Genomic DNA, 20156 nt, shown 5'->3' with positions numbered 1-20156 from the left:
GACATGATTTGTCTAAGAAAAGATTGTACGAAATCGCAAAAGAACTTGGAAAAGAAAGTAAGGAAGTTGTAGCGCGTGCAAAAGAGTTGGGCTTGGAGGTGAAGAGCCACTCGTCAAGCGTTGAAGCTGATGCTGCTGAAAAAATCGTTGCTAGCTTTAAGCCTGCTGCCCCTAAAGCAGAAGCAAAACCTGTAGCACCAAAAGCAAGTGAAGCGAAGGTAGAAAAGAAATCTGAAACACCAGTAGCTCCTAAGGAAGAAAAAGTAGTAGCTGCTAGACCACAAAGCCGAAACTTCAAGGCAGAGCGTGAAGCTCGTGCAAAAGAGCAAGCAGAGCGACGCAAGCAAAACAAGGGCAACAACCGCGACCAACAACAAAACGGGAACCGTCAAAAGAATGAGAACCGTAATGGTGGAAAACCAGGTCAAGGGAACCGCGACAATCGTCGTTTTAATGATCAAGCCAAGAAACAGCAAGGTCAAGGAAATCGTGGGAACGATCGCCGCCAACAAGCGGACAATCGTCCGAACCAAGCTGGACCACGTATTGATTTCAAGGCTCGTGCAGCAGCCCTGAAGGCAGAGCAAAATGCCGAATACGCACGCTCAAGCGAGGAACGCTTCAAACAGTCTCAAGTTGCCAAAGAAGCCTTGGCTCAAGCTAATAAACGAAAAGAACCAGAGGAAATCTTTGAAGAAGCTGCTAAGCTAGCTGAACAAACTCAGCAAGTGGTTGAAGTAGCTCCTGTAGTCAAAGAGCCTGTAGTGGATACACGTCGTAAAAAACAAGCCCGACCAGACAAAGATCGTGATGATTACGATCGTGAAGAAGATGGTCCTAGAAAACAACAAAAGAATCGAAGTAGTCAGAATCAAGTGAGAAATCAAAGAAATAGTAACTGGAATAACAATAAGAAAAATAAAAAAGGCAACAAGCAAAACAACCGTAACCAGGCTCCAAAACCTGTTACAGAGCGTAAATTCCATGAGTTGCCAACAGAATTTGAATATACAGATGGTATGACTGTTGCGGAAATCGCAAAACGTATCAAACGTGAACCAGCTGAGATTGTTAAGAAACTATTTATGATGGGCGTAATGGCCACTCAAAACCAATCTCTGGATGGTGAAACAATTGAACTCCTTATGGTTGATTACGGAATTGAAGCTAAACAAAAGGTTGAAGTGGATAATGCGGATATCGAACGCTTCTTCGTAGAAGATGGATACCTCAATGAAGATGAGTTGATTGAGCGTCCACCGGTTGTAACCATCATGGGACACGTTGACCATGGTAAAACAACCCTTTTGGATACCCTTCGTAATTCTCGTGTTGCTACAGGAGAAGCAGGTGGTATCACTCAGCATATCGGTGCCTATCAGATCGAAGAAAATGGTAAGAAGATTACCTTCCTCGACACACCAGGACACGCGGCCTTTACTTCTATGCGTGCACGTGGTGCCTCTGTTACTGATATTACCATCTTGGTCGTAGCGGCAGATGACGGGGTTATGCCTCAAACTATCGAAGCTATCAACCACTCAAAAGCAGCTAATGTTCCAATCATCGTTGCCATTAACAAGATTGATAAACCAGGTGCCAACCCAGAACGTGTGATCGGTGAATTGGCTGAACACGGTGTTATGTCAACAGCTTGGGGTGGAGATTCTGAGTTTGTAGAGATCTCAGCTAAATTCAACCAAAATATCGATGAACTCTTGGAAACTGTTCTTCTTGTGGCTGAAATCCAAGAACTCAAAGCAGACCCAACCGTTCGCGCCATCGGTACCGTTATTGAAGCCCGTTTGGATAAAGGAAAAGGTGCGGTTGCAACCCTCCTTGTTCAACAAGGTACTTTGAACGTTCAAGACCCAATCGTTGTTGGTAATACTTTCGGACGTGTCCGTGCCATGACCAATGACCTTGGACGTCGTGTTAAGGTTGCAGGACCATCAACACCAGTATCTATTACAGGTTTGAATGAAGCACCTATGGCGGGTGATCACTTTGCTGTATACGAAGATGAAAAATCTGCTCGTGCAGCTGGTGAAGAACGTGCTAAACGTGCTCTTATGAAGCAACGTCAAGCTACACAACGTGTCAGCCTAGAAAACCTCTTTGACACTCTTAAAGCTGGTGAACTCAAGTCTGTTAATGTCATTATCAAAGCCGACGTACAAGGTTCAGTTGAAGCCCTTGCTGCTTCCCTTCAAAAGATTGATGTGGAAGGTGTAAAAGTTACCATCGTCCACTCAGCAGTTGGTGCCATCAACGAATCTGACGTTACTCTTGCTGAAGCTTCAAATGCCTTTATCATTGGTTTCAACGTACGTCCTACACCACAAGCTCGTCAACAAGCAGAAGCAGACGATGTAGAAATCCGTCTCCACAGCATCATCTACAAGGTTATCGAAGAGATGGAAGAAGCCATGAAAGGTATGCTTGATCCAGAATTTGAAGAAAAAGTTATCGGTGAAGCGATTATCCGTGAAACCTTCAAAGTATCTAAAGTGGGAACAATCGGTGGATTTATGGTTACTAGCGGAAAAGTTACCCGTGATTCTAAAGTCCGTGTTATTCGTGACGGTGTCGTTATTTACGATGGTGAACTTGCAAGTTTGAAACACTATAAAGATGACGTCAAAGAAGTTACAAACGGCCGTGAAGGTGGTCTCATGATTGATGGCTACAATGATATCAAGATGGATGATGTGATTGAAGCCTATGTCATGGAAGAAATCAAGAGATAAAATTTTTGCTCCTTTCTTAGGTGGTGAGGGACGCAAGCAAACCGATGGTTTCATTGCTTATTTTTGAGCCTAGAGTCTCAAAAATCCCCAGTGATTGAACTGAATTATCAGCCTAATCACTTTCACCACGGCGAAAGAAGCCGATGAGTTCAAATTGAACTTCGTTCCAATTTGAATTGAAAATCAATAAGTTTAGAAAAAGCTAGGTCTGCTGGCCTAGCTTTTGGTTCAATAGAGAGGAAGGAATAGCATGGCAAATCATTTCCGTACGGATCGTGTGGGCATGGAGATCAAGCGTGAAGTCAATGAGATTTTGCAAAAGAAAGTCCGTGATCCGCGTGTCCAAGGCGTGACCATCACAGATGTTCAGATGCTTGGGGACTTGTCTGTAGCTAAGGTTTACTACACAATTTTGAGTAATCTTGCTTCAGATAATCAAAAGGCCCAAATTGGGCTTGAAAAAGCAACCGGAACTATCAAACGTGAGCTTGGTCACAATTTGAAATTGTATAAAATTCCAGACTTGACCTTCGTCAAAGACGAATCTATCGAGTATGGAAACAAGATTGACGAAATGTTACGCAATCTGGATAAGAATTAAGAAAAAGAGGGGGAATCCCTCTTTTTTGTTACTTTAAACATGATGATAGATTAATTAGTTGCCCTTCTTAAAAGTCGGTTAAAAAAATGTATAAATCTCTAATAGTATGATATGATAAAGCTTAACTTGAATATAAAATGGAGATATAGATGGCTAAACAAGATATAGCTATAAAAGTTTTACAACAAGTTGTAAAGCTTCCTGTCGTGAAAGTAAATAGAGAAAAATTTTTAGTGGAGAAGTTCTCTAAAGAATTAGATAAGAAGGATATTGCCAAATTGTTAGAACAAGGTCCTCCTTCATTATTACCCCAGGAAACCTTAGATAGGGTAGCCAGGTCCTGCATAAAGGATAATGTTTTACGAGCAAGTGGAACATCTGTTCTAGCAGGTCTACCTGGAGGTATTCTAATGGCGCTTACTATTCCAACGGATGTAGCTCAGTTTTATGCTTTTTCCTTGAAATTAGCCCAAGAATTGGGATATATTTATGGATTTAATGATCTTTGGGCATCACGAAATGAGTTAAGTGAAGAAGCTAAAAACACACTATTACTTTATCTAGGGGTCATGCTTGGGGTAAACGGAGCGGGTGCCTTGCTTCGTTCTGGTGGTGTTACAGTCGCTAAACATGTAATGACCACAGTACCTCAGAAAGCCGTAGCCAAAGCAGGCTGGTACCCTATTTTAAAAAAGGTTATGAAAATTTTTGGGGTTACTCTTACAAGGAGAGGCTTGGCAAAGGGAATGGGAAAAGCGATTCCTATTCTAGGTGGGGTTATTTCAGGGGGATTAACCTATGCGACTATGAAACCCATGGGCGAAAGATTGCAAAAAGAATTATCCAAATTAGTTAACTATTCTGAAGTGCAATATCAAAATGATATGGCAATTATTCGAAAAGAGGCTGAGGTAATCGAAGCTGACTGATATGATGAGACTAGCAAGTCTGGTGTTGCTAGTTTTTTTAATCCCATTCCTTATGGTATAATAAAAACAGTTAAATGATTAGAAATAGACTCATGGAGGTTCTCATGGACAATATAATCGATGTATCAATTCCAGTTGCGGAAGTGGTGGATAAACATCCAGAAGTTTTAGGTATTTTGGTTGAGCTTGGTTTTAAACCTCTTGCAAATCCCTTGATGCGTAATACTGTAGGGCGAAAAGTGTCGCTCAAACAAGGCTCAAAGCTTGAAGGAACTCCTATGGATAAGATTGTGCGTACGCTTGAAGCGAATGGATACGAAGTGATTGGGTTAGACTAATGACAGATGAACGAATTTATATTCTGCGGGATATTTTATTAGAATTGCATAATGGAGCCTCTCCAGAGTCCGTTCAAGAACGCTTTGATGCGACCTTTACAGGTGTATCTGCTATTGAGATTTCCCTTATGGAGCACGAGTTGATGAACTCGGACTCAGGTGTGACATTTGAAGACGTCATGGAGCTATGTGATGTGCATGCCAATCTCTTTAAGAATGCTGTTAAGGGTGTCGAAGTTGAGGACACCGAGCATCCTGGTCACCCTGTGCGTGTCTTTAAGGATGAAAATCTAGCTCTCCGTGCTGCTTTGATTCGGGTCCGTAGATTGCTCTCGACTTATGAATCTGTGGACGATGAGGAAATGCTGGTTGAGATGCGCAAAGGCTTGGTACGTCAGATGGGGCTTGTTGGTCAATTTGATATTCACTACCAGCGCAAGGAAGAGCTCTTCTTTCCTATCATGGAACGTTATGGCCATGATTCACCTCCCAAAGTTATGTGGGGAGTGGATGATCAGATTAGGGATCTCTTTCAAACAGCCTTAGTGGCTACTAAGTCGCTCCCAGAAGTGCCAATTTCCACCGTAAAGGAAGCTTTTGAAGCTTTTGCGACAGAGTTTGAAAGTATGATTTTTAAGGAAGAATCAATCCTTCTCATGATTCTGCTTGAATCCTTTACCCAGGATGACTGGATTCAGATTGCTGAGGAAAGTGATGCCTATGGATATGCTATTATCCGTCCGTCTGAGAAATGGGTTCCTGAACGTCAACATTTTGTTGAGGAAAAAAGTGTAGAAGAACCAACTCAGTCAGAAACTGTAGATGGACAAGTTCAGCAAGTGATCGATACACCAGAAGGTCAGTTTACAATCACCTTTACACCAAAGGAAAAGGAAACGGTGCTAGATCGCAATAGCCAGCAGGCTTTTGGCAATGGCTATCTCTCAGTTGAACAGGCGAATCTTATCCTTAATCATTTGCCGATGGAGATTACCTTTGTTAATAAGGATGATATTTTCCAGTATTATAATGACAATACTCCAGCAGATGAAATGATTTTCAAGCGGACACCGTCTCAAGTTGGACGAAATGTCGAACTATGCCATCCACCAAAATATTTGGAGAAAGTCAAAGCGATTATGCAAGGCCTTCGTGAAGGGAAAAAGGACAAGTACGAGATGTGGTTCAAGTCAGAATCACGTGGAAAGTTTGTCCATGTCACTTACGCAGCTGTCCACGATCAAGCAGGGGAGTTTCAAGGAGTCTTGGAATATGTTCAGGACATCCAACCCTACCGTGAGATTGACACGGACTATTTCCGTGGATTAGAATAAGGAGAAAAAATGAGTTACGAGCAAGAATTTATGAAGGAATTTGAAGCCTGGGTTAATACCCAGATTATGATCAACGATATGGCTCTTAAGGAAAGTCAAAAGGTCTATGAAGAAGATCAAGATGAGCGCGCTAAAGATGCCATGATTCGCTACGAGAGTCGCTTGGATGCCTACCAGTTCTTACTAGGTAAATTTGAAAACTTCAAGGCAGGCAAGGGATTCCATGATTTACCAGAAGGTTTATTTGGCGAGAGAAATTATTAATGTTTAGAAATTGGAAAGGAGGCTGGGACAAAAGTCCTAGCCTCTCAATTGTCTTTGGATTGTCGAGCAAGACGCAGTGGTTGAGTGGGCTCTACTACGCTGATTTCATCAGCTTTTACAGCCCTACTCAACTGTGCGGAGGTGGGACGACGAAATCGAATTCTAACGAATTACCGATTTCTGTCCCACTCTCTTTTTCATTGTTCCTTGAGCCTTTTTGTGTTACAATGTTAGCATGAAAACGAAAAATATTATTAAAACAGGTTTAGTAGTGGCAGGGCTTGGAGCACTTGCCTTTGGTGCTAAGAAAGTAGCTGATGATCACAAACTTATGAAGACACAGGAAGAGTTAACTGCTATTGTGCGTGACTATTTCTCAGAAATGGGTGAGATTGGGACTCTCTATGTCCAAGTATACGAAAGTAGCCTAGAACGTCTTGTTGGTGGTGTCATTTTTGAAGATGGTCGTCACTATACCTTTGTCTATGAAGATGAAGATCTCATCTACGAGGAGGAAGCCTTATGATTTCTCCTAAAAATATAGAAGAATTAGCAAATCTAGTAGAGCAGGATGGCAAGAAGGTCTTCCTTTTTGTTGCGGATTGGTGTGGCGATTGCCGTTATATCTATCCTGCCTTGCCAGAGATTGAAGAGACAAATCCAGAGTTCACTTTTATACGGGTAGACCGAGATGAGTACATGGAACTTGCTAAACTTTGGGATGTATACGGGATTCCAAGTCTTGTTGTTTTAGACAAGGACAAGGAGATTGGACGTTTTGTCAATCGTGACCGTAAAACCAAGGGGCAAATCAATGACTTTTTAGCAAGTTTGAAATAGGAGAAAAGAATGATTTTTACATATAATAAAGAACATGTCGGCGATGTCCTTATGGTCATCGTGAAAAACAGTGGAGATGACAAACTAGATGTTGAGCGTAAAGGTAATGTAGCGCGTGTTTTCCTAAAAGAAACTGGTGAGACTGTCGCTTGGAACATTTTTGAAGTTTCTAGTATGTTTGAAATCGCTGAGCGCGGGCAAGTCTTTTTAACTGACGACCAAGTAGCACGTTTGAACCAAGAATTGCAAGAAGAAGGATTTGCTGAAGAAATCATCAATGACAAGGAACCCAAATTTGTGGTTGGTGAGATTGTAGAAATGGTTGCTCATCCAGATAGTGACCACCTCAATATCTGCCAAGTGGCTGTTGGAAGTGACAAGACAGTGCAGATCGTTGCAGGTGCTCCCAATGCGCGTGTCGGTTTGAAAACCATTGTAGCTCTTCCTGGAGCTATGATGCCAAAAGGTAATCTCATTTTTCCAGGGGAACTTCGAGGGGAAAAGAGTTTTGGTATGATGTGTAGTCCTCGTGAACTTGCCTTGCCAAATGCTCCCCAAAAACGTGGTGTCATTGAATTATCAGACGACCAGGTAGTTGGAACACCCTTTGACCCAGCTACACACTGGACTGCTTAATTACTAAAAGTGATTTATAATCTTTGCTTGAGGAAAATAGGATGGCAAAAAATGTAGTCATTACAGGTGCAACATCAGGTATCGGTGAAGCCATTGCGCGTGCATATCTAGAAAAAGGTGAGAATGTTGTACTCACAGGACGTCGAACAGAAAGACTCCAAGCTCTAAAAGCTGAGTTTGTAGAAGCATTTCCAAATCAAAAAGTCTGGACCTTTCCGTTAGATGTTACAGATATGAGCATGGTAAAGACTGTTTGTTCGGAAATTTTAGAGACTGTAGGTCAGGTTGATATCTTGATCAATAATGCTGGACTGGCTCTAGGCTTATCGCCTTATCAGGACTATGAAGAGTTGGATATGTTGACCATGTTGGATACCAATGTCAAGGGTTTAATGGCAGTTACACGCTGTCTCTTGCCTTCTATGGTAGTAGCTAATCAAGGGCATATTATCAATATGGGTTCTACTGCAGGGATTTACGCATATGCTGGTGCAGCAGTCTATTCAGCAACCAAGGCTGCAGTCAAAACTTTTTCAGACGGGCTTCGGATTGACACCATTGCGACAGATATCAAGGTGACCACTATTCAGCCAGGAATTGTAGAGACTGATTTTTCAAAAGTCCGTTTCCATGGAGATGAGGCACGGGCTGCGACTGTTTACCAGGGGCTTGAAGCCTTACAGGCACAAGATATCGCTGATGCAGTGGTTTATGTGACCAGTCAACCTCGTCGTGTGCAAATCACAGATATGACCATCATGGCTAATCAACAAGCAACTGGGTTTATGATTCATCGAGATTAATATTATTTTTAAAAAAGTTACAAATCTTGTAACTTTTTTTGATTTCCTTCGAATAGATAAGTAGGAGGATGAAAAATGTATAATAAAGTGATTATGATTGGACGCTTGACGTCTACACCCGAATTGCACAAAACCAACAATGATAAGTCTGTAGCTCGTGCGACGATTGCTATTAACCGTCGTTTTAAGGACCAAAATGGGGAACGTGAAGCGGACTTCATCAATATTGTTGTCTGGGGGAAATTGGCTGAAACCTTGGCTAGCTACGCGACTAAAGGCAGTCTCATTTCTATCGATGGGGAACTTCGTACCCGTAAGTTCGAGAAGAATGGTCAGACCAACTACGTGACCGAAGTTCTTGCTACAGGATTTCAACTTTTGGAAAGTCGCGCCCAACGTGCTATGCGTGAAAATAATGCTGGTCAAGACTTAGCAGATCTGGTTTTGGAAGAGGAGGAACTTCCCTTCTAGGATTGATTATAGAAAAAGCTGGTTCGTTTATAGACCAGCTTTTTCTATTGTTTCTAGTTTTATTGTTCGGAAATTACTTCTTAAAATAGGTCAAATAAATGTACTTGTACAATAAAATCAAGCATTTTTTTTGAAAAAGTAGTAGAATAAAGTATTATATATTCAGAGTTTTCAGAAAAGGAATGAAATTTGAAGGAAAATAAAGAGAAAAAAGAATTGTTGAAATGGCTGATAAAGCGTATATTACTGCTGATTCCAGTGGTCTGTATTCTCTTTTGGATTTTTGGCCGTTGTCAAACAAGTGGCATCAAGGATCAGACTAAAATTGGTGTAACCTATATGACCATGAACAATGAGTTCTATAAAAGTATTCATTCGGAAATTAGTCGAATTTCCGATGAAAGAGGAGCTCTTGTTTGCGTCCGAGATCCAGAATTGGATGAAGAAAGGCAGAGCCAGCAGATTGATGATTTTTGTGCTCAAAAAGTTGATGTGATTGTGATCAATCCGGTCAAGGGGGATAGCCAGTCCATTTTAACTGCTCTTGAAAAAGCTAGAAAACAAGGAATTAAAATCATTGCAGTCGATACCCAATTGAAAAATTTTAAGCCCGATGCAAGTATTGTATCTGATAACTACCAAGCGGGAGTAATGATTGCTAAAGAGCTCATGAAACGTTCTTCTAGCGCTCGAGTCCTCCTTTTGGAGCATAAAGGGACTGTCTCAGCAGATACGCGGATTCAGGGGTTTAAAGACACTATAGAGGGGCACAGTTCTTATCAGATTGTATCGGAACTAGAAACCAAGGGGCAAACGGAGATCGCCATGCCGGCTGTCCAGAATTTTTTACAATCAGGGATTGAAATTGATACCTTGGTTGCCTTAAATGACCGCTCGGCTATAGGAGCTTTAGCTGCAATTAAGGAGCAAGGAAATAGCCAGTCCATTGCAATTTATGGAATCGATGGCTCACCAGATATGAAATCCTTGTTGCACTCGACGGATGATGTAGTGGGAACCGTTGCTCAATCTCCCTTGAAGATGGGAGACCGTGTTATGGAAGTTATCCAAGATATTTCTGAAGGGAAGAGCTATACCAAAGAGGTGATCATTCCAGTTGAAATGATGACAAAGGAAAACATTGATCAGTTTGATGTGAATGGGTGGCAGTAATGAGAAAGTTTAGAGGTGTTCGATACAGTTTGGCCATTCTTATGGTCGTGAATTTTATTGCTGTTATGCTCAACAGCATCATCTATCTTCAAGCAACCAACTATATCATTGCTCAACGCCAAGCCTCTCTATTATTGGAGCGCCTAGAGCGTATTCCTTTTGCTCCATCTACGACTTTTTGGTTGTCAGCAATCTTATTTGCTGGGATTGCCTTAATCTCAATGAGTCGTTATAGACCTCAAACAAGTCGATGGTCCATTTTTGATAAGAGGAATCTTCTAGAGATTCTCCTGATGTTACTGTTGATGTGGGTTCAGAACATAGCTTATAACGGGCTCATTCTCTTGGTTTTTGCAGATATCTTCTATGGCTCCAAAGAGTTGAATACCAAGAGAGATCGGAAGTATTGGTTTGCCTTTATCCTAGTGAGCTTCTTGATGCTCCTTGTAACCAATTCAGACGTCTTTTCGCTTTTCTTCCCAATTCCTTCTCTTGATACCTATATTCATTTTTATCCTGAATCTATCCGTATTTTGGCCTTTTTCTTAAAGAATTCCCTCTACGCCTTGAATATGGTACTCTTCATTATTTCACTTTTATTTTATATCATGAATGTCCTTGCGGAAAACCATGAAGTTGAACAAGAGCTGGCCATGGTGTCCAAGGTTAATACCGAGTTGAACAACTATATGGCCTTATCTGAGAAGATTGCAGAGGATCGGGAGCGCAAGCGGATTGCTCGGGAGATTCACGATACCTTGGGACACGCGTTAACAGGGATTTCAGCAGGTTTAGATGCTGTCGGGGTCTTGATTGATATCAATCCAAGTCGTGCCAAAGAGCAGGTAAAAAACGTATCAGAAGTCGTCCGTGAAGGAATCCAGGATGTGAGAGGCTCTCTCAATCGCCTTCGTCCAGGAGCCCTTGAGGAGCGAACTCTCAAAGATGCTTTAGAAAAGACAATCCGCGAGTACCAAATTCTTTCAAACTTGCAAGTTGATCTCAACTATGAATGGATCGATGTCGATATGGACGTCATGATTGAAGATACAATCTTTCGTGTGATACAAGAGTCTATGACTAATGCGGTTCGCCACGGTCATGCCAGCCACATGGACCTCCATTTTTTTGAGGACGAAGAAGATTACATGATTGAGTTGCAGGATAATGGAGTTGGGTTTGAAACCTTGACCTATGGCTACGGACTCAAACAGATGATGGAGCGTATTTCAATTCTAGGAGGCCAGCTTCAATTTGAAAGTCGCGATGGATTTTTCACACGTGTTAGTTTACCAAAATATAAAGAAGGGAGATAATAGATGATGATAAAAGTAATGGTGGCGGATGACCAGTCCTTGATTCGAGAATCTCTGAAAATTATTTTGTCGGCCTACTCAGATATTGAAGTGGTAGCCACAGTGGAAGATGGGAATCATGTCTTGTCTAGCATTCCACACTCGCATCCGGATTTAATCTTAATGGATATTCGGATGCCAGGCATGGATGGGGTTTTGGCTACAAAAGAAGTAAAAGAGCACTATCCGGATATCAAAATTATTATTTTAACAACCTTTGACGATGATGAATTTATCTATAGTGCGCTCAAGTATGGTGCTTCAGGGTATCTCTTAAAAGGAGCCTCGACAGAGGAGCTTTATGAAGCTATTAAGGTGGTGCATCAGGGAGGAGCAATGATCAACCCTGATATCGCAAGCAAGGTCTTTCAAATTTTCTCGCAAATGGCCAAATCAAATTTCTCTATTGCTGTGGATGAGGATAACGTTAAGGATTTGAGCACGACGGAATGGCGCATTATCCAAGAGATTGGCTATGGTGAGTCAAATAAAGAGATTGCGGCTAAACTCTTCTTATCAGAAGGAACTGTTCGTAATTACTTATCAACGATTTTGTCGAAATTAAACCTAAGAGATCGAACGCAATTAGCGATTTGGTCAGTCCAAACAGGAGTGACCCGACGTGATTTTTCAAAAGGAAATACGGAATGAAATTGAAGCGAAAGCAACTTTGTTTAGGGATTTGTCTCCTTTTTATGCTCTCTTTGAGTGCTGGTTTTTATTGGTGGAAACAGCAACCGACCGTCCTTCATATAGGAGTTTATGCAGGCTCTAGTTGGGATGTACCGACCAGTCAACGTTCTCATGCATTGGATCTTGCGATCCAAAAATTTGAAAAGTCCCATCCTAATGTCCGTGTGGAATATGAAAATGGAATTCCGCAGTCGGAATATTCAAACTGGCTCTCAGAAAAAATTGTATCAGGAAAGACCCCTGATGTGTTTATGGTTTCTGAGAAAGATTTGTCCTTATTGGCGGCACGTGGCGTTTTAGAAAAGTTAAACGGCTATATGAATAAAGAAGACCAAGTTGCTTTTTATCCTGTTGCATTTGAATCAGGTGTTTATCAGGGGCAAACCTATGCCTTGCCATATGAAAGTAATCCTATTTTGATGTGTGTCAATAAAGATTTGCTGGATAAAGAAGGCATTGAGGTTCCCAAAGAAGGTTGGAGCTTGGAAGAGTTCTATACAATTTGTAAAAAACTAACCAAAGATACCAATGGAGATGGTCAATTGGATCAGTTTGGGAGTACAGAATACACCTGGAAAGAAGCTTTGGCAGCAAATGGGGGTAGTCTCTTTCAAGGTGGGATGCTCAAACTTACGGCTCCAGAAGTCAAAGAATCTTTGACTTTTCTGCAAAAATTGGAAGAGTTAAATAAAAATTATAAGGTGAGTTCCAAAGATTTTGACCAGGGGAAAGTAGCGTTTTACCCCATGACTTTGGCTCAATATAGGACTTATAAACCTTATCCCTATCATGTTTCCAAATATTCAAACTTCACCTGGACCTGTATTCCTATGCCTGCTAAGTCAAAAACCACTAAGGCGACCTTGGTTACGACGACTTCTTTTGCCATGTCTGCTCGGACTCCTCATTCAAAGTTGGCTTGGGAGTTGATGCAAGTGTTGACAGAGGATCCAGAAATCCAACAAACTCTTTTTGCTGAATCTCAAGGGATTTCTGTCATGCCTGATGTAGTCAAGAGTCGTTCTAGTAAAGACCTTCTGCAAGTGGATGATTTTGGGGCAGATTCCTTAACCAATCAGACCTTGAACCGAATCATGGAACAAGCTGTAGAAAGTAGTCCCAAGAATGTCTCGAAAGAAGTGTTAGAAAAACTGGACTACTTGATTGGCAATGCCTTGCGCAATCAAGATGTTGAGAACCGCCTGCCGCAAATTCAAAGGGAGATTGAAAGTAGTCTCCAGGTAGGATTTTAAAGAAAAAAAGATGACATCGTGTCAAGTGACAGATGTCATTTTTTTATTGCTAAATGTCATGTTTATAATGTGACATTTGACAATGTAAAAACGCTTTCAAATAATCTACAATAGAGTCAAATAAAGGAGGCGTAGCAAAATGAAATACCTCATTTTAGTCAGTCATGGAGGATTGGCAGAAGGCCTAAAAACATCACTAGCTATGTTTGCTGGTGATAAGATGAACCAGGTCATTGCAGTTGGACTCAAAGAAGGAAAGTCGGTCGATGATTTTGCAGTTGATTTTAGAGAAAGCATTTCAGAATTGACAGCAGATGATTCTGTACTGGTCTTGGCAGATATTGTAGGCGGTAGTCCACTAACCACAGCAGCAACTGTCCTAGAAGAAGTTGGGAAGCTAGATGAAGCTTTGATCCTTGGTGGAATGAATCTTACCATGGCTTTAACAGCAGTAGTGATGAAGGATGTGTTGGATGGAGACGATTTGTCAGCCACCATCTTATCAGAAGCACGATCTGCACTACAGCCTTTTGAAGTTTCAGCCACTAGTGCTGAAGAAGATGATGACGATATTTAATAGGGAGGTACCTTATGGTAGTAACATTTGTACGGATTGATGACCGCATGATTCACGGTCAAACAGTCACACGCTGGGCAAAAGAAAAACCATGTGATGGTTTGATTGCCGTAAACGATGCAGCAGCGTCAAACAAGGTTTTAATCCAGGCATACAAGGGTGCATCAGACAAGAAAACCTTTGTATGGACAAAAGAAGCCTTTAAAGAAAAATCAGCAAAAGTAACGGAATCAGATAGTCGTTACTTCTTGATTACCAAAAACCCAATCGATATGAAGGAAATTTTGGTGGATCAAGGTTTTGTCCCAGGAGATGTTAAAGAAATCATCGTTGGCCCTGCAAATGATCGACCTGGTGCAGTGAAATTGGGTAATAACCAATCTATCACACAGGAAGAAGCAGAAGCCTTTCAGGCTATCCAGGAAGCAGGTTACAAGGTTAAATTCCAATTGCTGCCGGATGTCTCAATTGGTTATTGGGACGATTTCAAATCTAAATTTGGTTTTTAAACCTAACAGTTTTATTAGTTAGGTAAATAAATTTACAAACAAAAAGGAGCGTTTGTTATGACAATTTCATGGATTCAAGCAATCTTGCTTGCTGTTTTCGCCAGCTTGTCTTCAATGCCTGGTATGGGAGGTTCCAGTATCGGGAACTATACACTCGGTCGTCCCTTGATCGGTGGGTTGATTTCAGGTTTAATTCTTGGAGATGTGACAACCGGTATTATGGTCGGGGTTGCCCTTCAAGTCGTTTATATCGCCTTGGTAACACCTGGTGGAACCGTATCTGCCGATGTTCGTGCCATCTCTTATATCGGTGTTCCTCTTGCTATCTTGTTTGTGCATGCAAATCACATCACAGATGAAGCTGGAATTGCAGCAGCTGCAGCCCCAATCGGTGCGGCCGTTGGGACAATCGGTACTGTTCTTTTCTACGGAACAGCTACCATGAACTTGCTTTGGCAACACATTGGTTGGAAAGCCGTTGAAGAAGGAAATTTCAAAAAACTCTACGCAGTTGACTGGGTTTACCCATGGATCTCTCACTTCCTCTTCTCTTTCCTTCCAACTATGATTATCACTAAATATGGTGAAAACATGGTTGATTTGATGAAACTTTACCTTCCTATGGATGGTTTCTGGATGAAAGCTCTCTTTACAGTCGGAGCTCTTCTCCCATGTGTCGGTATTGCTATCTTGTTGAAACAAATTGTTACAAAAGCAACTGACTTCATTCCATTCTTTGTTGGATTTACCTTGGCTAAATCTCTCGGCTTGAACTTGGTAGCGAGTGCGGTTGTTTCATTGATCTTTGCAGTAATCTACTATGAACTTGAAGTAATCAAATCTATGAAAGCTGTTCCAGCTGGGGTTGTTTACGTAGACGATGATGAGGAGGATATTTAAAATGGCTGATAGAAAGAAAATTTCAAAGAAAACATTAGCAAAAGCATTTCATCATTGGTATTATGGTCATTTGACTTGTTTCTCTCAAGAACACATGCAAACCTTTGGGTACTTGACTTCTATGCTTCCAATCGTAGAAGAAATGTATGATACAAAAGAAGAACAAAAAGATGCTATGCAAACCTATACTGCTTTCTTCAATACTGAACCGCAACTTGGATCTCTTGTTGTAGGGATTACAGCTGGTTTGGAAGAAGCACGTGCAAATGGAGATGCAGTAGATGGTGAAACCATCAATGGGATGCGTGCCGGTTTGATGGGACCAATCGCTGGTATTGGTGACTCTTTGATCGTTGGTACCTTGATTCCAGTTCTTTTGGGGATTGCACTTGGTCTTTCTAAAGGTGGTAACGTCGCTGGTGCTATCTTCTACATCGTCGTATGGAACTTCCTAGTCTACTTTGGTATGCGCTTTGCCTTCTTCAAAGGATATCAATTAGGGGATAAAGCCGTTGAATTCCTAGTAGGACCAAAAGGACAAGCTCTTCGTAAAGCAATCAGCGTTGTCGGTGGTATGGTTATTGGTGCTGTAGCAGCGACTTGGGTCTCTGTTACAACAGCACTCGAATTCAAAAATGCTAACGGAGAAGCCTTCCTTAAAATTCAAGAAAAGATTGATGGTGTTTATCCAGGTCTCTTGACAGCAACCTTCATCACTATTTGCTGGTGGTTGATGTCTAAGAAAAAAGTTTCACCAAACAAAGTCATGTTAATTCTAGTTGTTGTTGCCTTAATTGGTGTTGCTCTAGGTATCTTTGACCCACATCTTAATTACTAAGGTCAAGAGAACCCAATATTTACTAGTAAAAATTTTGAGAATGAAGTAGACTAATCTCCTTCTCTTACACTTCATTCTCAATTTTTATCAGGAGGATTTTCATGGTTACAAAACAAGAACTTGTTAATGGATATGAAACAGAAATTAAGTATCAACGCCACATGCTTGAAAATTTGGGTCGTTGGTTCAGTTTGCTCTTTATCACTGCTAGTATTGGTGTGGTATTGATTTATCTTTTTCATAAAACCTTCCTCCCACTCTTAATTTTCGGAATTTTACTTGCCTTGATTGGAATATTAGGAATGGTGGTTTTTGGATATGGTATCTACCGCGGGCGGATCAATCTCCAAAAGGTTATCGATGATTTCAATCAAAAGTTGACGATTCTCAATTAATATTAAAGGAACATCTCTTTCATTTTTGAGGTGTTTTTTTCTTGACTATTTCTGACTAAGTGATACAATAGAACTATGGTTTAGCACTCGTATACAAAGAGTGCTAATAATATGATTATCTTATGGAGGAAAGCAGATGTTGAAACCATTAGGAGACCGCGTGGTCTTGAAAATTGAAGAAAAAGAACAAACAGTTGGTGGCTTTGTCCTTGCAGGATCAGCCCAAGAAAAAACAAAAACAGCTAAAGTAGTAGCTATTGGACAAGGTGTTCGCACCTTGAGTGGTGAACTTGTTGCTCCAAGTGTAAAAGTTGGAGATCAAGTTTTAGTTGAAGCTCATGTAGGTATTGATGTCAAAGATGGTGATGAAAAATATATCATCGTGGGTGAAGCTAATATTTTAGCAATCGTTGAAGAATAATAGGAGGAAGTAAGTATGTCAAAAGAAATTAAATTTTCATCTGATGCACGTTCAGCAATGGTCCGTGGGGTTGATATCCTAGCTGATACAGTTAAAGTAACCTTAGGCCCTAAAGGACGTAATGTCGTTCTTGAAAAATCATTTGGTTCACCATTGATTACCAATGACGGGGTGACAATCGCTAAAGAAATTGAACTAGAAGACCATTTTGAAAATATGGGTGCCAAATTGGTATCAGAAGTAGCTTCTAAAACCAACGATATTGCTGGTGACGGGACAACCACTGCAACTGTCTTGACCCAAGCCATCGTTCGTGAAGGAATCAAGAACGTTACAGCAGGAGCAAACCCAATCGGTATCCGTCGTGGGATTGAAGCAGCAGTTGCAACTGCTGTAGAAGCCTTGAAGAACAATGCCATTCCAGTATCAAGCAAGGAAGCAATCGCACAAGTCGCTGCCGTATCCTCTCGCTCTGAAAAAGTGGGTGAATACATCTCTGAAGCCATGGAAAAAGTTGGTAAAGATGGAGTTATCACTATTGAAGAATCACGTGGTATGGAAACAGAGCTTGAAGTTGTAGAAGGAATGCAATTCGATCGTGGTTATCTATCACAGTACATGGTCACTGACAATGAAAAAATGGTTGCAGACCTTGAAAATCCATACATTTTAATCACTGATAAGAAAATCTCAAACATCCAAGAAATTTTGCCACTTCTAGAAAGTATTCTTCAAAGTAGCCGTCCGCTCTTGATTATTGCAGATGACGTTGACGGTGAAGCTCTTCCAACTCTTGTCTTGAACAAGATTCGTGGAACTTTCAACGTAGTTGCTGTTAAGGCTCCTGGTTTCGGTGACCGTCGTAAAGCGATGTTGGAAGATATTGCGATTTTGACAGGTGGAACTGTTATTACCGAAGACCTTGGTCTTGAGTTGAAAGATGCTACCATCGAAGCTTTAGGTCAAGCAGCTAAAGTGTCTGTAGATAAAGATAGCACTGTTATTGTAGAAGGCGCAGGTAATCCTGAAGCAATTGCTAACCGTGTCGCTGTCATCAAGTCTCAAATTGAAACAACAACTTCAGAATTCGACCGTGAAAAACTTCAAGAACGCTTGGCTAAATTGTCAGGTGGAGTAGCTGTTATCAAGGTTGGTGCTGCAACTGAAACTGAGTTGAAAGAAATGAAACTCCGTATCGAAGATGCTCTTAATGCGACTCGTGCAGCTGTTGAAGAAGGTATCGTTGCAGGTGGTGGTACTGCCTTAGTGAATGTCATTCCAGCTGTTGAAGCTTTAGAATTGACAGGTGATGAAGCAACAGGACGTAGCATTGTTCTTCGTGCCTTAGAAGAGCCGGTTCGCCAAATTGCCTACAACGCAGGCTATGAAGGTTCAATCGTTATCGATCGTTTGAAGCATGCAGAGCTTGGAACAGGCTTCAACGCTGCAACAGGTGAATGGGTTAACATGATTGAAGCAGGAATTATCGATCCTGTTAAGGTAAGTCGTTCAGCCCTTCAAAATGCCGCTTCAGTAGCAAGTCTCATCTTGACAACCGAAGCAGTTGTAGCTAACAAACCAGAACCAGTAGCCCCTGCTCCAGCAATGGATCCATCTATGATGGGTGGTTACTAGAGAATATAAAAATAACAGGTGGAAATAAAGGTTTCTACCTGTTTTCTTTCTTGTAAATTAAAAAGAGGAAGCATAGCTTCCTCTTTTTTTGAATTATGGTTTGATGACTTCAACACCACCCATGTATGGACGAAGGACTTCTGGAATAGTGACAGAACCATCTTCATTTTGATAGTTTTCCAGAATTGCAGCAACGGTACGTCCAACAGCAAGTCCAGAACCATTCAAAGTGTGAAGGAGTTTCACTTTACCATCTGCTTCATCACGGTAACGGATTTGGGCACGACGCGCTTGGAAATCTTCTGTATTTGAACAGCTTGAGATTTCACGATAAGTATTTTGCGCAGGGATCCATACTTCCAAGTCGTAAGTTTTTGCTGCTGAGAATCCCATATCTCCTGTAGAAAGAGCTACCACACGGTATGGGAGATTGAATTTTTGAAGGATGTTTTCAGCGTTGGCTGTCATTTTTTCCAATTCTTCGTATGATTCTTCTGGTTTGGTAAATTTCACCATTTCAACCTTGTGGAATTGGTGCAAACGAATCAAACCGCGAGTATCGCGACCAGCTGAACCAGCTTCAGAACGGAATGATGGACTCATAGCAGTAAAGTAGATTGGCAAGTCTTTTCCGTCAAGAATTTCATCACGATAGTAGTTAGTCAAAGGAACTTCAGCTGTAGGAATGAGGACATAGTTGGTATCACTGAGCTCAAAAGTATCTTCCTTGAATTTTGGATATTGACCAGTACCAAACATAGAATCATGGTTCACCATGTATGGAGTGATGACTTCTGTATAGCCTTCTTTACCATGCTCATCCAACATAAAGTTGTAGATAGCACGTTCCAAACGAGCTCCAAGGCCTTTATAGAAGAGGAAGCGGGCACCGGTAACTTTTCCACCACGTTCCCAGTCAAGAATGCCGAGGTCTTCACCAAGATCCCAGTGAGCTTTTGGTTCGAAGTCAAACTCGCGAGGAGTTCCCCAACGTCGAACTTCTACGTTATCGTCTTCGTCAGCACCGATAGGAACACTATCAGCAGGGATGTTGGGAAGAGTTGTGGTAAATTCTGTCAATTTCGCATCGATTTCAGCCAATTCAGCATCAAGAGCTTTTACCTCAGCAGAGAGAGCTTGCATGGCAGCAATTTTATCGTCTGCATTCTCTTTGTTGCGTTTAGCTTGAGCAATCTCAGCAGAAACTGTATTACGTTCTGCTTTAAGTGTTTCAACCTTGACCAAGATATCACGACGTTTTGCATCGATTTCTTTCATCTCGTTCAAGATAGCAGCATCTACACCACGTGTAGCCAATTTTTCTGCGACAGCATCAAAGTCTGTACGAATTCGTTTAATATCTAGCATATAAACTCCTTTATGAAAAAAGCACACCTGACAAAGCGTTGGAGTGGCAGGGCCACGGTTCCATCCAACTTCA

23 protein-coding genes are annotated in these 20156 nt (G+C 41.3%); 22 read left to right on the top strand and 1 reads right to left on the bottom strand.

The window, feature by feature from the left end:
- The first annotated feature begins 8 nt into the window (after positions 1 to 8).
- The 22 genes from infB to groL all read left to right on the top strand — a co-directional run bounded on the left by infB (position 9) and on the right by groL (position 18715).
- Positions 9 to 2750, top strand: a complete 2742-nt coding sequence (infB, locus tag NMM19_RS01935) for a translation initiation factor IF-2 (RefSeq protein WP_178895424.1) — start codon at positions 9 to 11, stop codon at positions 2748 to 2750.
- A 250-nt stretch (positions 2751 to 3000) separates the two neighbouring features.
- Complete coding sequence (rbfA, locus tag NMM19_RS01930; RefSeq protein WP_049549654.1) at positions 3001 to 3351, top strand: 30S ribosome-binding factor RbfA; 351 nt, start codon at positions 3001 to 3003, stop codon at positions 3349 to 3351.
- A gap of 149 nt (positions 3352 to 3500) precedes the next feature.
- On the top strand, positions 3501 to 4280 hold the full coding sequence (locus tag NMM19_RS01925; RefSeq protein ID WP_178895423.1) for a hypothetical protein: 780 nt from the start codon (positions 3501 to 3503) through the stop codon (positions 4278 to 4280).
- A 104-nt stretch (positions 4281 to 4384) separates the two neighbouring features.
- Complete coding sequence (locus NMM19_RS01920) at positions 4385 to 4618, top strand: DUF1858 domain-containing protein (protein WP_000368742.1); 234 nt, start codon at positions 4385 to 4387, stop codon at positions 4616 to 4618.
- Complete coding sequence (locus NMM19_RS01915) at positions 4618 to 5952, top strand: DUF438 domain-containing protein (protein ID WP_254729680.1); 1335 nt, start codon at positions 4618 to 4620, stop codon at positions 5950 to 5952. Before NMM19_RS01920 ends, NMM19_RS01915 begins: the two co-directional genes overlap by 1 nt.
- A 9-nt stretch (positions 5953 to 5961) precedes the next feature.
- The gene (locus NMM19_RS01910; protein WP_004251830.1) at positions 5962 to 6216 is read left to right on the top strand and encodes a DUF1912 family protein; all 255 of its coding nucleotides are present in this window, start codon (positions 5962 to 5964) and stop codon (positions 6214 to 6216) included.
- A 235-nt stretch (positions 6217 to 6451) separates the two neighbouring features.
- Positions 6452 to 6742 (top strand): DUF4651 domain-containing protein, encoded by a 291-nt coding sequence (locus tag NMM19_RS01905; protein WP_178895421.1) that lies wholly within the window; start codon positions 6452 to 6454, stop codon positions 6740 to 6742.
- Positions 6739 to 7056 (top strand): thioredoxin family protein, encoded by a 318-nt coding sequence (locus NMM19_RS01900; protein WP_178895420.1) that lies wholly within the window; start codon positions 6739 to 6741, stop codon positions 7054 to 7056. The genes NMM19_RS01905 and NMM19_RS01900 overlap by 4 nt, the downstream gene beginning before the upstream one ends.
- Before the next feature lie 9 nt (positions 7057 to 7065).
- A complete protein-coding gene (ytpR, locus tag NMM19_RS01895) occupies positions 7066 to 7692 on the top strand; it encodes a YtpR family tRNA-binding protein (protein ID WP_178895419.1) in 627 nt (208 codons plus the stop codon).
- Positions 7693 to 7733: 41 nt separating this feature from the next.
- Positions 7734 to 8495: an SDR family NAD(P)-dependent oxidoreductase gene (locus NMM19_RS01890; protein WP_178895418.1), complete on the top strand. Its 762-nt coding sequence runs from the start codon at positions 7734 to 7736 to the stop codon at positions 8493 to 8495.
- Positions 8496 to 8570: 75 nt separating this feature from the next.
- A complete protein-coding gene (locus NMM19_RS01885; protein WP_004251844.1) occupies positions 8571 to 8966 on the top strand; it encodes a single-stranded DNA-binding protein in 396 nt (131 codons plus the stop codon).
- 189 nt (positions 8967 to 9155) lie between these two features.
- Positions 9156 to 10139 carry a substrate-binding domain-containing protein gene (locus tag NMM19_RS01880; protein WP_004251845.1) on the top strand — a complete coding sequence of 328 codons (984 nt, stop codon included), beginning with the start codon at positions 9156 to 9158 and terminating at the stop codon, positions 10137 to 10139.
- Positions 10139 to 11455: a sensor histidine kinase gene (locus NMM19_RS01875; protein WP_004251849.1), complete on the top strand. Its 1317-nt coding sequence runs from the start codon at positions 10139 to 10141 to the stop codon at positions 11453 to 11455. Before NMM19_RS01880 ends, NMM19_RS01875 begins: the two co-directional genes overlap by 1 nt.
- 6 nt (positions 11456 to 11461) lie before the next feature.
- Positions 11462 to 12145 (top strand): response regulator transcription factor, encoded by a 684-nt coding sequence (locus NMM19_RS01870; RefSeq protein ID WP_004251853.1) that lies wholly within the window; start codon positions 11462 to 11464, stop codon positions 12143 to 12145.
- Complete coding sequence (locus NMM19_RS01865) at positions 12142 to 13440, top strand: ABC transporter substrate-binding protein (protein ID WP_006150426.1); 1299 nt, start codon at positions 12142 to 12144, stop codon at positions 13438 to 13440. The genes NMM19_RS01870 and NMM19_RS01865 overlap by 4 nt, the downstream gene beginning before the upstream one ends.
- Positions 13441 to 13579: 139 nt before the next feature.
- Positions 13580 to 14017 (top strand): PTS sugar transporter subunit IIA, encoded by a 438-nt coding sequence (locus NMM19_RS01860; protein ID WP_004251855.1) that lies wholly within the window; start codon positions 13580 to 13582, stop codon positions 14015 to 14017.
- A gap of 14 nt (positions 14018 to 14031) precedes the next feature.
- Positions 14032 to 14526, top strand: coding sequence for a PTS sugar transporter subunit IIB (locus NMM19_RS01855; protein ID WP_049494254.1), 495 nt, complete (start codon positions 14032 to 14034; stop codon positions 14524 to 14526).
- 57 nt (positions 14527 to 14583) lie between these two features.
- Complete coding sequence (locus NMM19_RS01850; protein ID WP_178895417.1) at positions 14584 to 15426, top strand: PTS sugar transporter subunit IIC; 843 nt, start codon at positions 14584 to 14586, stop codon at positions 15424 to 15426.
- Positions 15410 to 16264: a PTS system mannose/fructose/sorbose family transporter subunit IID gene (locus NMM19_RS01845; protein ID WP_029689583.1), complete on the top strand. Its 855-nt coding sequence runs from the start codon at positions 15410 to 15412 to the stop codon at positions 16262 to 16264. The genes NMM19_RS01850 and NMM19_RS01845 overlap by 17 nt, the downstream gene beginning before the upstream one ends.
- Positions 16265 to 16365: 101 nt before the next feature.
- Entirely contained in the window at positions 16366 to 16659 is a 294-nt protein-coding gene (locus NMM19_RS01840) for a hypothetical protein (protein ID WP_000256768.1), read from the top strand.
- Between the two features lie 136 nt (positions 16660 to 16795).
- Complete coding sequence (gene groES / locus NMM19_RS01835) at positions 16796 to 17080, top strand: co-chaperone GroES (protein WP_049494252.1); 285 nt, start codon at positions 16796 to 16798, stop codon at positions 17078 to 17080.
- Positions 17081 to 17095: 15 nt separating this feature from the next.
- Positions 17096 to 18715 carry a chaperonin GroEL gene (gene groL / locus NMM19_RS01830; protein ID WP_049494251.1) on the top strand — a complete coding sequence of 540 codons (1620 nt, stop codon included), beginning with the start codon at positions 17096 to 17098 and terminating at the stop codon, positions 18713 to 18715.
- Between the two features lie 93 nt (positions 18716 to 18808).
- On the opposite strand, the gene serS is transcribed toward groL, so the two are convergent.
- Positions 18809 to 20083, bottom strand: a complete 1275-nt coding sequence (serS, locus tag NMM19_RS01825; protein ID WP_178895416.1) for a serine--tRNA ligase — start codon at positions 20081 to 20083, stop codon at positions 18809 to 18811.
- Between the last annotated feature and the right edge of the window lie 73 nt (positions 20084 to 20156).

Origin of the sequence: Streptococcus sp. CF8_St5-17 (assembly GCF_024295665.1) — a bacterium.
Lineage (GTDB): Bacteria > Bacillota > Bacilli > Lactobacillales > Streptococcaceae > Streptococcus.
This window is presented reverse-complemented; position numbering and strand designations above follow the sequence as displayed.

Coding starts and splice junctions, on each gene's coding strand:
- rbfA (WP_049549654.1), top strand. CDS start 3,001: ATGGCAAATCATTTCCGTACGGATCGTGTGGGCATGGAGATCAAGCGT.
- NMM19_RS01925 (WP_178895423.1), top strand. CDS start 3,501: ATGGCTAAACAAGATATAGCTATAAAAGTTTTACAACAAGTTGTAAAG.
- NMM19_RS01920 (WP_000368742.1), top strand. CDS start 4,385: ATGGACAATATAATCGATGTATCAATTCCAGTTGCGGAAGTGGTGGAT.
- NMM19_RS01915 (WP_254729680.1), top strand. CDS start 4,618: ATGACAGATGAACGAATTTATATTCTGCGGGATATTTTATTAGAATTG.
- NMM19_RS01910 (WP_004251830.1), top strand. CDS start 5,962: ATGAGTTACGAGCAAGAATTTATGAAGGAATTTGAAGCCTGGGTTAAT.
- NMM19_RS01905 (WP_178895421.1), top strand. CDS start 6,452: ATGAAAACGAAAAATATTATTAAAACAGGTTTAGTAGTGGCAGGGCTT.
- NMM19_RS01900 (WP_178895420.1), top strand. CDS start 6,739: ATGATTTCTCCTAAAAATATAGAAGAATTAGCAAATCTAGTAGAGCAG.
- ytpR (WP_178895419.1), top strand. CDS start 7,066: ATGATTTTTACATATAATAAAGAACATGTCGGCGATGTCCTTATGGTC.
- NMM19_RS01890 (WP_178895418.1), top strand. CDS start 7,734: ATGGCAAAAAATGTAGTCATTACAGGTGCAACATCAGGTATCGGTGAA.
- NMM19_RS01885 (WP_004251844.1), top strand. CDS start 8,571: ATGTATAATAAAGTGATTATGATTGGACGCTTGACGTCTACACCCGAA.
- NMM19_RS01875 (WP_004251849.1), top strand. CDS start 10,139: ATGAGAAAGTTTAGAGGTGTTCGATACAGTTTGGCCATTCTTATGGTC.
- NMM19_RS01870 (WP_004251853.1), top strand. CDS start 11,462: ATGATAAAAGTAATGGTGGCGGATGACCAGTCCTTGATTCGAGAATCT.
- NMM19_RS01865 (WP_006150426.1), top strand. CDS start 12,142: ATGAAATTGAAGCGAAAGCAACTTTGTTTAGGGATTTGTCTCCTTTTT.
- NMM19_RS01860 (WP_004251855.1), top strand. CDS start 13,580: ATGAAATACCTCATTTTAGTCAGTCATGGAGGATTGGCAGAAGGCCTA.
- NMM19_RS01855 (WP_049494254.1), top strand. CDS start 14,032: ATGGTAGTAACATTTGTACGGATTGATGACCGCATGATTCACGGTCAA.
- NMM19_RS01850 (WP_178895417.1), top strand. CDS start 14,584: ATGACAATTTCATGGATTCAAGCAATCTTGCTTGCTGTTTTCGCCAGC.
- NMM19_RS01845 (WP_029689583.1), top strand. CDS start 15,410: ATGAGGAGGATATTTAAAATGGCTGATAGAAAGAAAATTTCAAAGAAA.
- NMM19_RS01840 (WP_000256768.1), top strand. CDS start 16,366: ATGGTTACAAAACAAGAACTTGTTAATGGATATGAAACAGAAATTAAG.
- groES (WP_049494252.1), top strand. CDS start 16,796: ATGTTGAAACCATTAGGAGACCGCGTGGTCTTGAAAATTGAAGAAAAA.
- groL (WP_049494251.1), top strand. CDS start 17,096: ATGTCAAAAGAAATTAAATTTTCATCTGATGCACGTTCAGCAATGGTC.
- serS (WP_178895416.1), bottom strand. CDS start 20,083: ATGCTAGATATTAAACGAATTCGTACAGACTTTGATGCTGTCGCAGAA.